The following is a 15,634-nucleotide window of genomic DNA, read 5'->3' on the forward strand; positions in this document are numbered from 1 at the left end:
CGGCTACCAGGGGCGTGTCCCTAGTAGCCCGCGCCGACGGTCCGGCTGTCGCCCCGGTGCCGTTCGGCGATGTCCGCGAGCGCGGTGAGCACCATCGGCGGGTGCTCGGCCAGGCGGTGCAGCAGGTGCAGCCACCAGTTCTCGCCGTAGGTGGCGTAGATCCGGCACGCGTAGCCGGCCTCGCGGTACGAGCGCAGCAGGTCGGGACGTACGCCGTGGAGCATTTCGATCTCCTCGACGCGGTCCAGCAGTCCGCTCTCCCTGGCCGTGGCCAGGACCGTCGGGTCCTGCGTGGCCAGGCTCAGGCGGGCGCCCCGGTCCAGAAGGCGCCCGGCGAGCCGCAGATACCGCTCGTCGAGTGCCGGGCCGCGCCCCAGCGCGATCTCGGTGGGCGCCGTGAAAGCGCCCTTGACCAGGCGGATCTTGCGCTCGTCCACCGGAATCGTGTCGATGTCGGCCTCGGTGCGGTGCAGGTAGGCCTGGACGGTCACGCCGAGGTTGGGGTGCTCGGACGCGAGGTCACGATAGGTGCCGAGCACCTCGTCCACGGCGGGCGCCCGCTCCATGCTGAGGACGACCTCACAGCCCCGGGCCGCCGCCGCCTCCGTGATCCGTGCGGTGTTCTTCCGGGAGAGTTCCTGGGAGAACGCGAGGCCCAGGTTGGAGAGGTCGAAGCCGAGCTGCTCCGGGACCGGCTCATGGGCGAGGACCGTCAGGTACTCGTCGACGACGCGCTCGATCTCGGCGGGGTCGGAGTTCTCCTCGCCCACGAACTCCACGGCGATCCGGTACGACTTGCCGCGCAGGATGCCGAGGTGGTCGAGGAACTCGTCCCGGCCCGCGGCGAGTACGTACCGGCGCGCGGCCGGCGACAGCACGTCCTGGAGGACCGAGCCGGGGGTGGTGAACGCGGTGCGGCACCGCTCGTCGGCTGCCAGGATGCGCAGGCCCTGACCGGCCGCCTCGTGCAGGGCACGCTGGGACATTGCCGACTTCATGAGAGCACCTTGGCCTTTTCGTCGTCGCAGGAGAGCTGCTCGGTCCCTGACAGGACGAAGTCAGCGGGGTCGCCGGCCGTGCCCGACCCGGCGGCGAGCACCATCAGCTGGGCGAAGCTCGGCCCAGCGGCGGCCGGATCGCCGCCCAGTCGGCGCCATGTGCGGTACTTGGCGGCGTAGCTGATCACAGTTTCCTTGTCGCGCCGGTCGCGCGGCCGGGTGAAGGCGCCGGCCCACAGGCCGTCCCACGCGGCGTAGCCGGGGTCGCCGAGCAGCACCTGGTGGGCGCGGCCGAGGTTCCAGAACGGGATGCCGGCGTTCATGTGGTGGACCAGGTGGTAGCGGTCGTTGTGACGGCTGATCAGGAAGCGCTCCAGGAAAACGCCGTGGCGGTTACGGGTCAGCAGGACCTGCTTGTTCTCGCTCTCGGGCATCGGGTAGTGCTCGGAGAGCTCGGCCAGCCAGCCGATGGCCACGTTGGTGGTGAACAGCGGCACGAACCAGAAGAGCAGCAGCTCCGGCAGGAACCCGAACCAGGCCGAGGCGCCGAAGATCGCGGCCCACTGGGTCACGAAGACCAGCTGCTCCGTGCGCAGCGGCACCGGCACCGACACGGTGATCTGCGAGCTGTCGCAGAAGACCCGCTCGCGCGCGATGTAGCCGAGGTACTTGAGGGTGCGCAGGCCCAGCGCGGAGGCGACCACTTCCTTGAGGAAGAAGTGCCGGTCGGAGCGCTCGGTGTCGTACAGGCCGCACTCGATGTGGAAGCTGTAGTCGGGGTCGTTCTGCGCGTCGCCCAGGTTGCGGTGGTGATTGCCGACGTGGGAGCTGCGGTAGGGCCCGTACAGATGCCACACCAGATACCCGGAGAAGAGGGAGCCGCCTGCCAGGTTCAGGACCTTGTTCCTGGCGAGCACCTTGTGGCTGGACTCGTGCAGGAAGTGCGCCAGGAACCGTTGTACGGAGCCGATGACGACCAGCGCCACCGGATAGAACCAGTAGGAGACCCCGACGCAGAGCGCCACGGACGCGGCGATGAGCGTGTACTCGAAGAGGATGGCGAGCGGGGCGTGATGGTTGTCCAGGGTCCGGAGGTTCCTGAGCTCCCTGCGGATGCCAGGAGCCAGCCGGTCGAAGTTCAGTTGCTCAAGTGTGGACATGAGGGTGCCTCTGTTCGTTCAAGGAGCGTGGGACCGCGCGGGGCGCGGGAGCGCGCTCAGTGCGCGGGGGCGAAGCCGAGTGCCCGGCCGTAGAGCCGCAGTTCGGCCCGGAGCGAGTCGGCGATGGTGGCGGAGCGCCGGAAACCGTGCCCCTCACCTTCGAAGGTCAGACAGTGGTACGGGGCTGTGTCGGCTGTGCAGCCGTCGATTCGCTGGAGCAGCCGCTCCGCCTGTGCGGGCGGGCAGACGGTGTCGTCCAGTCCCTGCAGGAGGACGAAGGGTGCGCGGATGCGCTCCGCGCCGGCCAGCGGCGACTGCTTCTCGTACTGGTCGACGGCTTCCGGCCAGGGGCCGATCAGGCTGTCCAGGTACCGGGATTCGAAGTCGTGGGTCTCGTCGCGCCAGCTCACCGGGTCGAGCACCGGGTAGTAGATTCCGGCCGCCCGGTAGAGATCCGGTTCGGCGGCGATCGAGGCGGCTGCCGTCCAGCCGCCCGCACTGCCGCCGCGGATCGCGACGCGCTGCGGGTCCGCGAGCCCCTCGGCGATCAGGCCGCGGACCGCGGTGGCGCAGTCGCTCACATCGGTCAGGCCCCAGCTCCGGCGCAGCCGTTCGCGGTACGCCCGGCCGTAGCCGGTGGAGCCGCCGTACTGGACGTCGAGGACGCCGATGCCCCGGCTCGTGAAGTAGCTGATCTCCTGGTTGAGGACCAGGTGCGTGCGGCTGGTGGGGCCGCCGTGCACGAAGACCAGCCAGGGCGGCAGTTCGCCCTGGGGGCCGGTGATGCCGGGGTGGTACGGCGGGTACACATGTGCGTGGACCGGTTCCCCGCCGCTGCCGGCGTACGTGCGCCGGTACGGGGTGGTGGCGTAGGCGTCGAAGGAAGCCCCGGCCGGGGCCCGTACGACCTCGACACTGCCGTCGGCCGGGTCGGCCACGACGACGGTGCGCCGCCGGCCGGGCGACGAGGAGACGGCGGCGACCCGGCGGCCGTCCGTCGCGGCGAAGTGCCATTCGGTGGCGGGGTCGTCGAAGTCCATGAGCGTGCCGTCGGCGAGGATGCCGAGCCTGCGCTCGCCCACGCCGTGGATCACGGCGAGGCTGCCGCTGCGCAGCGGCAGGCACCAGCGCAGGCCGATCCGCCACAACGCCTCGCCGAACTCCTCGGGGCGGGGGCACAGATTGCGGACCCGGCCGCCCCGGTCGATCGCGTGGACGTTCCACCAGCCGTCCGGGTCGCTGACGGCGTACAGACTGCCCGAGCCGTCGGTGGCCCAGTCGGCCTGGGTGACCGATTCGCCGTCGCCGCCCAGGAGCCTCGTCGCCTCGTCGAGTGTGCCGTCCGGACGGATGCCGGCGACCATCAGGTCGGTCGTGTCCCAGGGCATGTCCGGGTGGTTCCAGCCGAGCCACGCCACCCGGTCGCCGCCCGGTTCGATGCGCGGACCGGTCATGAAGTGGTGGGTGGCGGCCAGTTCGCGGACGAGGGACGGGTCGCCGGCCGCGCTGCCGTCCAGCGGCAGCGCCACGAGGTGGCGCTCGGCCGTGCGGGCGGTGTCGTCCGTCACCGTCTCGCGCAGGCACCACACCTCGTCGCCGCGCACAGCGAAGTCGGCGTACCGCAGTTCGCCGGCCCAGGCGCCGGCCGGGCTCAGCGGTACGGGCACGGTGCCCGGCCGCCAGCGGTAGACCCGCTGGTCGGGGCCGTTGCTGAAGACGAGGCCGTCCTCGGCGCGGTCGGAGAGGGCCAGCCAGGGGCGGCCGCCGTACTCGATGACCCGGGTACGGACGTCCCAGCCCGCCGGGAGCACCTCGCGGATGCCGTCCGCGGAGCGGCACATGAGCCCGCTGCGGCCCTCCTCCTCCGGGAGCACTTCGGTCCAGCACACGTGCTCGCCCAGGAAGCCGACCCATTCGAGCAGGACGTCGCCGCGTGCGGCGTCCTCGGCTCCCACGGGGGAGTCCCAACTGCCGTACGGGAGGCGCTGCTTGACGTCCGTCATGCCGGATCACCCGTCCCGTACGCGATCCGCGGGATCCCGGGGCTGCTGCTGTCCAGTTCGTACGCGGCGACTGCCGGGTCGTCGCTCACCCAGAAGTGGCCGTCCAGGTCCGACCAGTCGGACAGGCCCGCGAGCTGGGCGGCGTACGCGATGGCTCGCGGCGGCTCCAGGAAACAGCCCAGCATCCGGGCGGCGCCCTGCTCGGTCGCGCCGGTGAGGGCGGTGAGTGCGGGCAGGAGACCGCCGAAGCGCATCAGCTTGACGTTGAGACCTCCGGCCGCGCGCACCGCGAACTCCGCGTCCGCCGGGGTGGCGACGCCCTCGTCGAGCAGGACGGCGGTGCCGGGCAGCGCGGCGCGGATCTCGGGCAGGAGCGCCGGATCGCGCACCGGGTCCTCCAGGACGGCCGGGGCGAGCCCCGTCACCAGGGGGCGAAGCCGCTCCCAGTCCTGCCGGTCCCAGCCGCGGTTGGCATCGAGGATCAGCGGAGCGTCGACACCGACGAGCGAGCGGAGCACCTGCTCGTCGTCCGGACCGCCCAGCTTGATCTTGAGCGGCCGGCCGTCGAGGGGGATCTCCTCGCCGATGGGCACGGTGTGCAGCAGTCGGACGCGGCCGGGCTCGGGGAGCCGGAGGAGCTGCCAGACCGGTACGCCGGCCAGCCGGGCGGCGCGGTCCAGGAAGGCCATCTCCACCAGCATCCGGGCGGGCGCACTGACGCCGTCCGCCGCGGCCTTCTCCAGTCGGGCGCGGACGGGCGCCACGCGATCCGCACCGCGGTCGCACTCCCCGGCCAGGGCGCGGGCCAGCAGCTCTGCCTCGGCGGCGATGGCCGGGCCGTCCTGCCCGTAGCCACTGTCGGCGGCGATCTCGCCCTCGCCGACGGTCGCGCCGCCGGCCAGCAGGCGCAGCCGGAGGATGTCGACGGTCTCGATGGTCATGTGGGAGATCTGGAACGAGCTGGTGAGCGGCCGGGCTTCGAGGGTGAGTGACACCTCCGGTGCCGGCTCGACCGGCTCGATCGTGAACCGGACCGAGTCCACGAGCCGGCGGGCCAGTTCGCGCGCCTCCGACGGGGTGTCCGCGCCGACGACCACCGCGCCGACCCGGTCGCCGCCGCTGCGGAAGCCGGAGACCACGTCGCCGGGAGCGACGTGCAGTTCGGCGTGGAGCACGGACGGGTGCGAGCGGAGCTCGTCCCAGCCCTCGACGGCGGTCACCCGGCCCGCGGGCGGGGTGAAGTAGCGGGTGGCGGCGGCCCGGGTGGCCGCGGGCAGTTGGACGGGGTGGCCGAGTACGTCGTCGTAGACCGTGCCGTACAGCTCAAGTCCGGGCAGCGCGTGCGGGAGCATCCGGTGGATCCAGCCGCCGCCGATGCGGGCATGCACCTCGCCGAGCACGATCCCGTCGGCGGTCAGCCACAGCTCCACGTGGAAGAGGCCGAAGCGCAGCTCCAGGGCGGTGAGCGCCGCGGTGACGGTGTGCTCGATTTCGCGGCGGGTGTCCTCCGGGAGGCCGGCGGGCAGCACGTGCCCGATCTCGACGAAGTACGGGGGCTCCAGCTTCTCCTTGGCCGTGACGGCAAGGACGCGCGGGGTGCCGTCGAGGAAGACGCCCTCGACGCTGAACTCCGCGCCCTCGACGAACTCCTCGACCAGGAACGGGGCTTCGCGGTCAGGCAGCTGTGCCAGCGCGGCCGGCAGGTCGTCGACGCCGGTCACCTTGCGCACCCCAGCGCTGTCCGCCCCGTCGCGCGGCTTGACGACCCACGGGCCGGCCGAACCCGCGAGGAAGGCGCGCGCCTCGGCTTCGTCCGCGCACAACCGGACGGCAGGCTGGCGGAATCCGGCGGCGGCCAGCGCCGCCCGGCAGGCGTCCTTGGTACGGATGCGGCGTACGGCGGCGGGCGGATTGCCCGGCAGCGCGAGGGCCTGTGCGGTCTCGGCGACCGCCTCCTGCGCCATCTCCCGTACGCCGAAGACGACGGCCGGGCGCTCACCGGCCGCGGCGCGGGCGGCCGCCCAGTCGGCGGTGTCGCCGGGGCGGGTGAAGTCGACGGCGCTCGCGCCGCCGGCCGCGGCCGTGACCGCAGGGGTGGCGGCGAGTGTGTCGCCCAGGTTGGTCACATGGGTGCGCAGTCCACGGGCTCGGGCCTGCTCCAGTGCCTGTACGGCGACGTCGACGCTGAGCGTCATCGCGCCGCCGCCGCCGATCAACAGCAGCTCGGGGGAGGGGGGATGGGACTCGGGCTGGGAATGGGTGTGAGGTGCGGTGTTCACGCGGCGGCCCGCCCCGAGTCGTCGCGCAGGCGGTAGACGCGGTCCTTGAGCTGCCGGATGCGCGCGTAGTCCTGCTCCAGGACCTCGGCCGACGCATGGCAGAGGTGCGCCGCGAGGGTGGCGGTGTAGAGGTCGACGGTCGGACGCATCCGGCTGCCGGGAGCCAGTTTGGGGACGAGCTTGTGGACGGACGGGAGCGACTCGATCTCCGCGATCACGTCCTGGTCGAGGCTCTCGACGACGCCGTCGAGCTCGGTGGCGGTGAAGACCATGCTCGCGTGGGTCAGCTTGCGGTAGGTACGGCCCGCGTACCGGTCGAGGAACTCCTGCGGCCTGGCATACGCGAGGGCCGTGATGTCGGCCTGGTTCCCGCCCAGGCAGATGTCATGGAAGTCGGGCAGCGTTCCGCCGCTGAGACGGGCGCCGACCTCGACGAGGGCTGGGCCCTGCGGGGTGACGATGACCTCGGCGTGGGTGGGGCCGTACTGGATGCCCAGCGCGTCGAGCACCTGGTGCATGTACGCGATGATCTCGGGCGCGGGGCTTGTGTCCGGCGGGGTGATCGAGTCGCGGTCGTACAACTGGTGGGTGCCGTCACGGCGCTTGTGGTACTGCCAGACGCCGCAGATGTGGCGCTGCCCCGCGTACGAGACGACGTCGATCATGTACTCCTCGCCCTGGAGGAAGGACTGGATCAGGACCTCGTCATTGCGCTCGTGGAAGATGTTGACGGTGCCGAGCACGGCCTCGGCGGCCTTGCGGACCTCTTCGGCGCTGCCGCAGATGGCCACGCCCTCGGTCGCGGCGGAGGAGAGCGGCTTGACGACCACGGGGTACTGGCCGCGCTGCTCGGCCCAGGCGACGAGCGCCTCGGCGCTGTCGCTCTTGAACTGGTCGGCGCAGCGGACGCCTGCGCGGCGCAGGGTCTCGATCATCTCGTACTTGTCGCGGCGGGCGGAGGAAAGGGCCGTGCCGTTGCCCGGCAGGCCGAGCAGCTCGGACAGTTCGTCGGCAAGCGGTACGCCCGGTTCCTGTCCGGCCACGACGCAGACAGGGCTGAACTCCGCGAGGCGCGCGGCGGTTTCGGCCGGGGTGCCGTACGGGATCGTTGCCCGGTATGCGGTGAGATCGGGCAGCCTCATGGAGGTCATGAGCTCGGGCGTGCTCTGGACGTGCACCACGTCGACTCCGAGTTTGGCAAATGCTGGAGGCAAGTGATTGCCCGTCGTGTAGGCATCCACCAGTACTGCCACCGGAGGTACTTCCGCGCTCCTCATGTACTCCACCTTGCGATCAGGGAACAGCCCGCAGCCGTGTCGGCGGTGCCGTTTTCCAGGGATTGGCAAGAGGTTGCCACATACATTGCCTCAATGGCAATATGATCCACGCATCGTCCACAGATCTGGTCAACACAGGTCAACACAGAGGGGATCGACCTTGACCGTCGAAGCACCCACCGCACCGCCCCGCTCGGGCCTGGGGCGCGGGACCGCACTGACCCTCGCTGTCGCGGGCGCCCTCACGGTCGCCAACATCTACTTCCCGCAGCCACTGCTGGACGCCATCGCCTCGGGTCTCGGGGTCTCGGGGTCGGCGGCCGGCCTGGTCGCCACCGCCGCGCAGATCGGGTACGCGCTCGGCATCAGCCTGGTGGTCCCCCTCGCGGACGTCGCACGACTGCGCCGCCTGACCACCGCGCTGCTGCTGCTGACGACCGCCGGGCTGCTGGTCGCGGCGGCGGCTCCCAACCTCGCCACGCTCACGATCGCCACAGTCGCTTTGTCGACCACCACGGTGATCCCGCAGGTACTCATGCCGACCGCCGCCTCCATGGCGGGCCCCGCCCACAGCGGCCGCGCCGTGGGGATGATCGGGATCGGCCTCACCCTCGGGTCGACGCTCTCGCGCACGCTCTCCGGCGCGGTCGTCGAACTCAGCGACGACTGGCGCACCGCCTACCTGGTCTCGGCCGCGCTCACGGGCGCCCTCGTCCTCGTCCTGCCGCGGCTGCTGCCCGAGCACGGCGCGGGGGACCGGACCGTCCCGTACCGGAAGCTGATCGGGTCACTGCCGAAGCTGCTGCTCGCCCATGCCGAGTTGCGGCTCTCGGCATTCCTGGGCGCGACGGTCTTCGCCGCCTTCAGCGCCTTCTGGGCGACGCTCGCCTTCCACCTCGCCGGGCCGGCCTTCGGCAAGGGGGTCGCCTGGGCAGGGCTGTTCGGGCTGTTCAGTCTGCCGGCAGCGCTGCTGTCCTACTCGGCGGGCAGGCTGAGCGACCAGCGGGGCCCCTTGTACGTCAACACGCTCGCCCTGGCGTGCGTCAGCGCCGCGTTCCTGCTCCTGGGCACCTTGGGGGGCAGCTCGATGGCCGCGCTCGTGATCGGCTCCAACCTGCTGGTGTACGGCGGAAGCTGCTGGCAGATCGCCAATCAGGTGCGGATCTTCCGGCTGGACGAGCAGATCCGCGCCAGGCTCAACACCCTCTTCATGCTGGCCAGTTTCGCCGGCGGCGCGGTGGGGTCGCTGACCGGCACCGCGCTCTACGGGACGTACGGCTGGAGCGGCATGATCCTGGGCTGCGGTGGCTTCCTGGTCCTGGCGGCCGGTGGGCTGGTGCGCGGGCGACGCATCGGCTGAACCCCGGCCCCCAGCCCCCGGGCACTCCTCGCCCGACCGAGCCTCCTCCGCCCGACGACGTCAGGCGGGGGAGGCTCCGCGCGCGTCCGCGAGGGTCTCGGCGAGCAGGCGCCAGATGTCGGCGGCCAGGTCGATGTTCGACGCGGCCTGTGCCTCCTCGGCGAGCGCCCGCATCCTGCGCAGCCCCTCGTGTTCTTCGCCCTCGATGATCAGCAGGCGGCTGTCCAGGACGTCCAGGCGTACCCGGTTGCGGTACGTCATGTGCGGATCGGCGCCGCGTACCCGGTCGAGCAGCGCGCGGGCGTCGGCGAAGCGTCCCCCCTGGAAGGCGATTTCGGCCTTGAGGGAGATCACCTCCTGGTCCAGCGCGGGAATGCCGACAAAGGCGAGGCTCGTCTCGGCCTGCTCGACGTACTGCTCCGCGATGTCCAGCTCCGGCGGCGTCTTCTGGAGGTGCAACCGGGCCGCCGCCACCCGCAGGCGCGTCCACAGCGCCAGGTTCTCCGAGCTGTTGAAGCCGTCCAGCGCCTGCTCCAGCAGCTCCTGGGCGGCGACGAGGTCCCCCTGGCGCACCCGGACGGCGGCAGCCGTCCACCGTGCCTCGGCCCACAGGGAGTCGGACCGGTTGTCGGTCAGGGCGGTCAGCTGGTCCGCGTGCGCCCGCGCCTCGGAGAGCCGGCCCGCCTCGGCCTCGGCCGAGACCAGGGCCAGCAGGCTGGCCGCCATGTCCTGTACGGGCAACTCGCTGTCACGGGCCAGCTGATGCGCGGTGGTGGCCGCATCGACGGCGAGGGTGATCTCACCACAGGCTCGCAGGCAGCGCGCCAGCTGGGTGAACCCGCGGGAGCGCAGTGCGGGCAGGCCCAGTTCGTCGCCGAGCCTGACGAGCTCTTCGAGGAACTCCCGCTCCTTGGCGTGCTCGTTGTGCCGGCGGCGCCACTGCGCGACGAGCCACAGGGCCTGCCAGCGCAGCAGAGGGTCCTGGCCGACGCCCACGGACAGTGCGCGCTCCAGTGCCTCGACGGTCTCGTCGGAGTTGGTCGATGTGGCGTTGGCAAGTGCTTGCGCCAGCGAATCGGTGACGCCGGGTTCCTCGAAGGCCGAGGCCTTGACGCCCAGTTGCGCTGTCAGGTGTTCCACGGCGCGGGCGGTGGGCTGCCGGGCGCCGGACTCCAGCCGGGACAGATAGCCGGTGGACATGCCGTCACCGGCGAGCGCGGCTTGTGACAGGCCCCGCTCGCTCCGCAGCTGCTTGAGCCGACGCCCGAAGAAAGGCTGTTCCAGCAAGAGATCAACCCCAGAGGTCGTACAGGCGGTGGAGGGAGGGGGCGGGCTTCTCACGGCCCCCATACAGGGCGCACGTTGCCGTTGTCGAAGCAAAGGCTAGCCGGGGACCGGACGCTCGGGCAAATTCTTGCCCAGTACTTGAGACCGATTGGCGGGGATCGTGTGGCCCCCACCTGGACCGGGATTGCCAATTCTTGGCAACCACTTGCCAAGATCCGTACGGCTGCTCTAGTTTTCTCGGCAACGCGGCAGCCACAGATGCTCCGCGGACCTCGTGATTCATTTCTGCCAAGGAGTCTTTGTGCGGTCCTTCCTGCGCGCCACTCGCATCCGTATCTCGGCCGGCGCGTTCGCCTTCGTAGCGCTCTTCGCGGTCGCCGCCGGTCCCGTGGGTGACATCGGCTGGCCGGTTCCGATCGCCAAGTCCGTCGTCGCGGGCGACATCGGCTGGCCGTCCCCGGCCCCGCAGCCCGCCTCGGCCGTCCTCGCCGAGGGTGACATCGGCTGGCCCGCCCCTCCGGCCGCTTAGGGCGTGTCCTGACGGACCAGTTCCCGCCGACCGTTCGTGCATCGCACACCGCACAGAGAGTGATGGACTCGATGGCTTCCGACTCGACCCCGGCCCGCCCGGTCAAGACCGCTGTGATCGTGGACGGGTACTCGACCGGCACCTTCCTGCCCCCGGCCTTCGCCCGGCTCGGCATCGACCTGGTGCATGTCCACAGCACCGCCGACCCCATGTCGACCATGCTCCAGCCGGACCTCGGCGCCTACCGGGAGAACTTCCACTGCCCGGACGACGCCGCCTTCGAGCGGACCGTCGAGGCACTCACTGCCCTCGGTCCTGTGGCCGTGCTGGCGGGCCAGGAGCCCGGTGTCCCGCTCGCCGACGCGCTCAGCGAGCGCCTGGGGCTGGCCACCAACGGCACGGCGCTCTCCAGTGCCCGCCGCGACAAGTACGAGATGATCGAGGCCCTGCGCCGCGCCGGAGTGCACTGCGCGGACCAGTACAAGAGCACCAGCCCGCAGGCCCTCGCCGACTGGGCCGAGCGGGCGGGCTCGTACCCCGTCGTCGTCAAGCCGCTGAGCTCGGCCTCGACCGACCACGTCTACCGCTGCCACAGCTCCGCCGAAGTCCTGGCGGCAGCCCGCGCGGTGCTCGGTTCCACGGACATCTTCGACCGGCCCAACACAGAGGCCCTCGTCCAGTCCTTCCTGGAGGGCACCGAGTACATCGTCGACACCGTCAGCGTCGACGGCGACCGGTACGTGTGCGGAGTCTGGGAGTACGAGAAGCAGATTCTGCCGGGCGGCAAGAACATCTACGACCTCGATGTCCTGCTCGACCCGGACACCGAGCCCGTACCCGAACTGATCGCCTACGTCGACACCGTGCTGAAGGCACTCGGCATCGAGCACGGCCCCGCCCACGCCGAGGTCATCATGACCCCGCAGGGCCCGGCCCTCGTCGAGATCGGTGCCCGCCTCAACGGCAACATGAACCCGGGCTTCCACGACATCTGCCTGGGCGCCAACCAGGCCGACCTCACCGCCCTCGCCTACGCCCGCCCCCAGGAGTTCACGGACCGGTACGCCGGCCGCGTCTACTCCCCGCGCGCGGCCGCGGCCGTGCACAGCACCCGTACGGAACTCGACGGCGTCGTGGAAGCCGTCAACCAGGACGTCGTCGACCGCATCGCGGCCCTGCCCAGCGTGCACCTGGTCGGCGTCAAGCTCGCACCCGGCAAGCGGATCAGCCCCACCGCCGACCTGCTCACCAGCCCGATGCGGATCTTCCTGACGGCACCCGACCCGGCCACGATCCGCGCGGACCGCGACACGATCCAGACGCTGAAGGACGACGTCTACGAGGTGGCCGGGGAAGACTGCCGCCCCAGCGTGCTCCTGCTCGGCACCGACAAGTACGTCATGCAGGCCTGCGTACGCAACGGCATCGACGCCGTCGTCGTCTGGGGCGCCGCAGGGTACGACCACGGACTCGCCGAAGTCCCCGAGGAGTTGAAGGTCCTCCTGGTCGAAGACCAGAAGAACCCCGAGACCATCCTCATGGCCCTGCACCGGGCCGGGCTCGGCAACCACCGCTTCGACGCCGTCCACACCTCCGACGAGTGGGGGCTGGTGACCGCCGGCGTCCTCGCCTCCTACCTCGGCTGCCGCGCCATCGACCCGGTGACCGCCGTCTACTTCCGGGACAAGTCGCTCCAGAAGCAGAAGGTCGCCGAGGCCGGGATCCCCACCGCCCGCGTCACCGTCATCGACGACGTCCACGACGTCTCCGGTGTCACCTGGGAGTACGAGAAGGCAGTGCTCAAGCCGGTCGCGGGAGCGGCGACCGCACGTACCGCCGTCGTCGACAGCCTGGAGGGCCTGCGCGCCCTGAGCCGCCGCTACCGGGCGGACCGCACCGCGCAGCGCACCTTCGTCCTGGAGGAGTACATCGGCGGCGAGGAGTGGATCGCGGACGGCTTCCTCCACGACGGCGAACTGCGCTTCCTGGCCGTCGGCCGCTACGGCGCCCCCTGCCTGACCATGATCGACCAGCAGACCCCGCTGTGGATGAGGCACTTCGACCCCAAGGACGAGACCTGGGCGTACGACCGTGCGGAACCGGTGATACGTCGCTCACTCGACGCCCTCGGCCTGCGTGACGGCGTCTTCCACATGGAGCTCTTCCACGACCCGGAGACCGGCCGCCTCACCTTCAGCGAGTGCGCGGCCCGCCGCGGCGGAGCCCTCATCCACGAGCAGATCCAGGCGAAGTTCGGCATCCACCTGGGCGAGGCGGCGCTGCTGAGCGTCCTCGGCCGGGAGCCGCGCGCAGATGTCGGACACCGCCCGGAGATCTTCGGCACCAGCTACCTCAAGGGCCGGGCCGGGACCCTCCTCACCTGCCCGTCCCCGGCCGAGCTGCGCACCCTGCCGGGCGTCGAGTTCGCCCGGGTGGAGTTCCCGGCGGGAGGCACCTTCCTCGGCGACATCGACAACACCAACCACCGGATGGGACAGGTACTCGTGTCGGCGGCGAGCGAGGAGGAGCTCGAAACACGCTTCGCCGACGTACGGGCCTGGTTCGACGAGCGCCTCGTGGTGGCTCCGCAAGGTGTCACCGGCCGCGAACTGCGCGCATGGGGCCGCGAGCAGCGTCCCGACGCGGACTTCCGGGACACGCTGTGGCAGTGACCACGGGCCCGGAGGCCGGCCCCTCCGCCGGCCGGCCGGGACCGCTCGCGCGGCTGCTGCCGGAGCGCGGGCCCCGACGCACCCTGGCCGGGGCGACGTTCGTGAACGCCTTCGGCAGCGGGATGTTCATGTCCTCCAGCGCCCTGTACTTCACCAGGGTCGTCCACCTCCCCATGTCCCAGGTGGCGTTCGGACTGTTCGCCGGGGCGATGGTCGGCCTGGTGGCCGGCATCCTCGGCGGCCGTATCGCCGACCGCTGGGGCGCCCGGGAGACCCAGATCGCGGTGATGCTCTCGGGCACGGTCTTCATGGGCTGCTTCCTGCTGGTCGACGCCTTCTGGTCGTTCGTCCTGATCTCGGTCCTCACGGGTGTGGTCTTCGCGGCCGACAAGTCCAGCCGCGCCCCCCTGGTACGAGCCTTCGGCGGGGACGACCCGGCCCGGTTCCGCGCCTACCTGCGGGCCGCCACCAACCTGGGCATCTCGCTCGGCGCGCTGGTCGCCGGCGTGGCCATCCAGCTCGACACGGCACCCGCCTATCTGAGCCTGGTCGGCGGCCGGGCCCTGGCCTTCGCGGGCTGCGCCCTGGCCCTGCTGTGGCTGCCCCGGCCGGTGCCGGTCCCCGTACCACCGCTCAGCGGCCGCTGGGACGCTCTGCGGGACCGGCCCTACCTCGCGGCCACCGTCCTCAACTGCCTGATGTCGCTGCACTTCGCGGTGCCGACGTTTCTCCTGCCGCTGTGGATCGTGGAGCACACCCAGGCGCCCCGCTGGCTCGTCTCCGGGGTACTGGTACTCAACACCGTGCTTGTCATCACCCTCCAGGTCGCGGTCAGCAAGAACGTCTCCGACCCCGACTCGGCAGGCAGCCGGATGCGCTGGGCGGGACTGGCGATCTGCGCCGGGCTGGTGCTGATGATGGCAGCCGGCAGCGTGCCCGCCTGGGCCGCCGCCGGGCTCCTCCTGGCGGCCACGGCCGTATACACGCTCGGCGAGCTGTGGCACGCGGCGTCCGCCATGGAGTACTCCTTCGGGCTCGCCGCACCGCACGCCCAGGGCCAGTACTCCGGGGTCTTCGGCCTCGGCGGCGGCCTCGCCGAGGCGCTTGCACCCGCCGTGCTGGGCACCCTCGCCTTCGGACTCGGGCGCCCCGGCTGGTTCCTGCTGGGCGGGCTATTCCTCCTCGTCGGCTTCGCGAGCCGCCCTCTCGTCTCCTGGGCCGTCCGTACGTCGCCGCAGGTCCGGGCGTACGAAGTCCCTTGCCCGTAACCGCTCTTCTCCCCGTAACCCCATCACGCACACCGTCCGGGCGACCGCCCGGAGAGAACGGAGATCACCATGGCCACGCCCACCCTCAGCACGATCGACACCGAGCTGGTCGAGATCGTCGCCGGGCTCCAGCTCGACCACGACAAGATCGTCGAGGCGTACCACCAGTACATCGAGCGCGTCCCCGCCGCGGCGTCCGGCAAGCCGGAGGACCGCCTGCGCCGCCTCGGCCTGACCCACCGCGCCGGTGCCGAGGACCAGTGGCGCGACGCCGGCAACGGCCAGTTCAACCAGGAGACCGGCGAGAAGAACTTCGAGGAGAACGAGTTCGCGTTCTTCAACGAGGCGCTCAAGGACACCTACTTCTACGAGCTCTACAAGCAACTGCCGTTCCGCCCCGGCCGCATGCGTCTCGTCACCCTGCACCCGGGCGAGATCTACCACATGCACACCGACCACTCCCGTGTCGCGCACGTGGCGATCCAGACCAACGAGGACAGCCGCCTGCTCTTCCGCAGCGGCCACACCTACCACGTGCCCACCGACGGCCGGGTCCACATCCTCAACACCCTCCGCCACCACTCCGCCTACAACGCCGGTGGCACGGACCGCATCCACCTCACCATGACCCTCACCGACTGAGGGGATGGGGGGTGTCCGGCGGATCAGGCTGGGCTCGCGACGCCCTGCGACTCCGTCTCCGGCGTTGTCGTCGGTCGCCGATGCTCCGCATCGACTCCCTCCTCCGCCTTGGATACGAAGCCGCATGGCGCCGCTCCCTGATCCAGCCTGATCCGCCGG

Annotated in this window: 11 protein-coding genes; 5 read left to right on the top strand and 6 right to left on the bottom strand. The window is 71.2% G+C overall.

Annotation, left to right across the window (positions count from 1 at the left end; translation table 11 throughout):
* Window positions 1-20: 20 nt before the first annotated feature.
* Genes PXH83_RS24415 through PXH83_RS24435 form a run of 5 tightly spaced genes read right to left on the bottom strand, consistent with a single transcriptional unit; the run spans window position 21 to window position 7,717 of the window.
* Entirely contained in the window at window positions 21-998 is a 978-nt protein-coding gene (locus PXH83_RS24415) for a proline dehydrogenase family protein (protein WP_274563180.1), read from the bottom strand.
* Complete coding sequence (locus tag PXH83_RS24420) at window positions 995-2,158, bottom strand: fatty acid desaturase family protein (protein ID WP_274563181.1); 1,164 nt, start codon at window positions 2,156-2,158, stop codon at window positions 995-997. Before PXH83_RS24420 ends, PXH83_RS24415 begins: the two co-directional genes overlap by 4 nt.
* A 56-nt stretch (window positions 2,159-2,214) precedes the next feature.
* Entirely contained in the window at window positions 2,215-4,161 is a 1,947-nt protein-coding gene (locus PXH83_RS24425; protein WP_274563182.1) for a prolyl oligopeptidase family serine peptidase, read from the bottom strand.
* Complete coding sequence (locus tag PXH83_RS24430) at window positions 4,158-6,440, bottom strand: ATP-grasp domain-containing protein (protein ID WP_274563183.1); 2,283 nt, start codon at window positions 6,438-6,440, stop codon at window positions 4,158-4,160. The genes PXH83_RS24425 and PXH83_RS24430 overlap by 4 nt, the downstream gene beginning before the upstream one ends.
* Window positions 6,437-7,717, bottom strand: a complete 1,281-nt coding sequence (locus PXH83_RS24435; RefSeq protein WP_274563184.1) for an ATP-grasp domain-containing protein — start codon at window positions 7,715-7,717, stop codon at window positions 6,437-6,439. Before PXH83_RS24435 ends, PXH83_RS24430 begins: the two co-directional genes overlap by 4 nt.
* A 160-nt stretch (window positions 7,718-7,877) precedes the next feature.
* Between PXH83_RS24435 and PXH83_RS24440 the strand changes: the two genes are divergently transcribed.
* A complete protein-coding gene (locus tag PXH83_RS24440; RefSeq protein ID WP_274563185.1) occupies window positions 7,878-9,077 on the top strand; it encodes an MFS transporter in 1,200 nt (399 codons plus the stop codon).
* A 60-nt stretch (window positions 9,078-9,137) separates the two neighbouring features.
* Here PXH83_RS24440 and PXH83_RS24445 read toward each other — a convergent pair whose 3' ends face one another.
* Window positions 9,138-10,364 carry a helix-turn-helix domain-containing protein gene (locus PXH83_RS24445; protein WP_274563186.1) on the bottom strand — a complete coding sequence of 409 codons (1,227 nt, stop codon included), beginning with the start codon at window positions 10,362-10,364 and terminating at the stop codon, window positions 9,138-9,140.
* A 301-nt stretch (window positions 10,365-10,665) separates the two neighbouring features.
* Here PXH83_RS24445 and PXH83_RS24450 point away from each other — a divergent pair, with 301 nt between their 5' ends.
* The 4 genes from PXH83_RS24450 (at window position 10,666) to PXH83_RS24465 (ending at window position 15,475) form a co-directional block, all read left to right on the top strand.
* The gene (locus PXH83_RS24450; RefSeq protein WP_274563187.1) at window positions 10,666-10,893 is read left to right on the top strand and encodes a hypothetical protein; all 228 of its coding nucleotides are present in this window, start codon (window positions 10,666-10,668) and stop codon (window positions 10,891-10,893) included.
* A 71-nt stretch (window positions 10,894-10,964) separates the two neighbouring features.
* A complete protein-coding gene (locus tag PXH83_RS24455) occupies window positions 10,965-13,565 on the top strand; it encodes an ATP-grasp domain-containing protein (RefSeq protein ID WP_274563189.1) in 2,601 nt (866 codons plus the stop codon).
* The gene (locus PXH83_RS24460; RefSeq protein WP_274563190.1) at window positions 13,562-14,833 is read left to right on the top strand and encodes an MFS transporter; all 1,272 of its coding nucleotides are present in this window, start codon (window positions 13,562-13,564) and stop codon (window positions 14,831-14,833) included. The genes PXH83_RS24455 and PXH83_RS24460 overlap by 4 nt, the downstream gene beginning before the upstream one ends.
* A gap of 69 nt (window positions 14,834-14,902) precedes the next feature.
* Window positions 14,903-15,475 (top strand): aspartyl/asparaginyl beta-hydroxylase domain-containing protein, encoded by a 573-nt coding sequence (locus tag PXH83_RS24465; protein WP_214923542.1) that lies wholly within the window; start codon window positions 14,903-14,905, stop codon window positions 15,473-15,475.
* The last annotated feature ends 159 nt before the right edge of the window (window positions 15,476-15,634 follow it).

This window comes from Streptomyces spiramyceticus (assembly GCF_028807635.1).
GTDB lineage: Bacteria > Actinomycetota > Actinomycetes > Streptomycetales > Streptomycetaceae > Streptomyces > Streptomyces spiramyceticus.

Coding starts and splice junctions, on each gene's coding strand:
- PXH83_RS24415 (WP_274563180.1), bottom strand. CDS start 998: ATGAAGTCGGCAATGTCCCAGCGTGCCCTGCACGAGGCGGCCGGTCAG.
- PXH83_RS24465 (WP_214923542.1), top strand. CDS start 14,903: ATGGCCACGCCCACCCTCAGCACGATCGACACCGAGCTGGTCGAGATC.
- PXH83_RS24425 (WP_274563182.1), bottom strand. CDS start 4,161: ATGACGGACGTCAAGCAGCGCCTCCCGTACGGCAGTTGGGACTCCCCC.
- PXH83_RS24420 (WP_274563181.1), bottom strand. CDS start 2,158: ATGTCCACACTTGAGCAACTGAACTTCGACCGGCTGGCTCCTGGCATC.
- PXH83_RS24455 (WP_274563189.1), top strand. CDS start 10,965: ATGGCTTCCGACTCGACCCCGGCCCGCCCGGTCAAGACCGCTGTGATC.
- PXH83_RS24435 (WP_274563184.1), bottom strand. CDS start 7,717: ATGAGGAGCGCGGAAGTACCTCCGGTGGCAGTACTGGTGGATGCCTAC.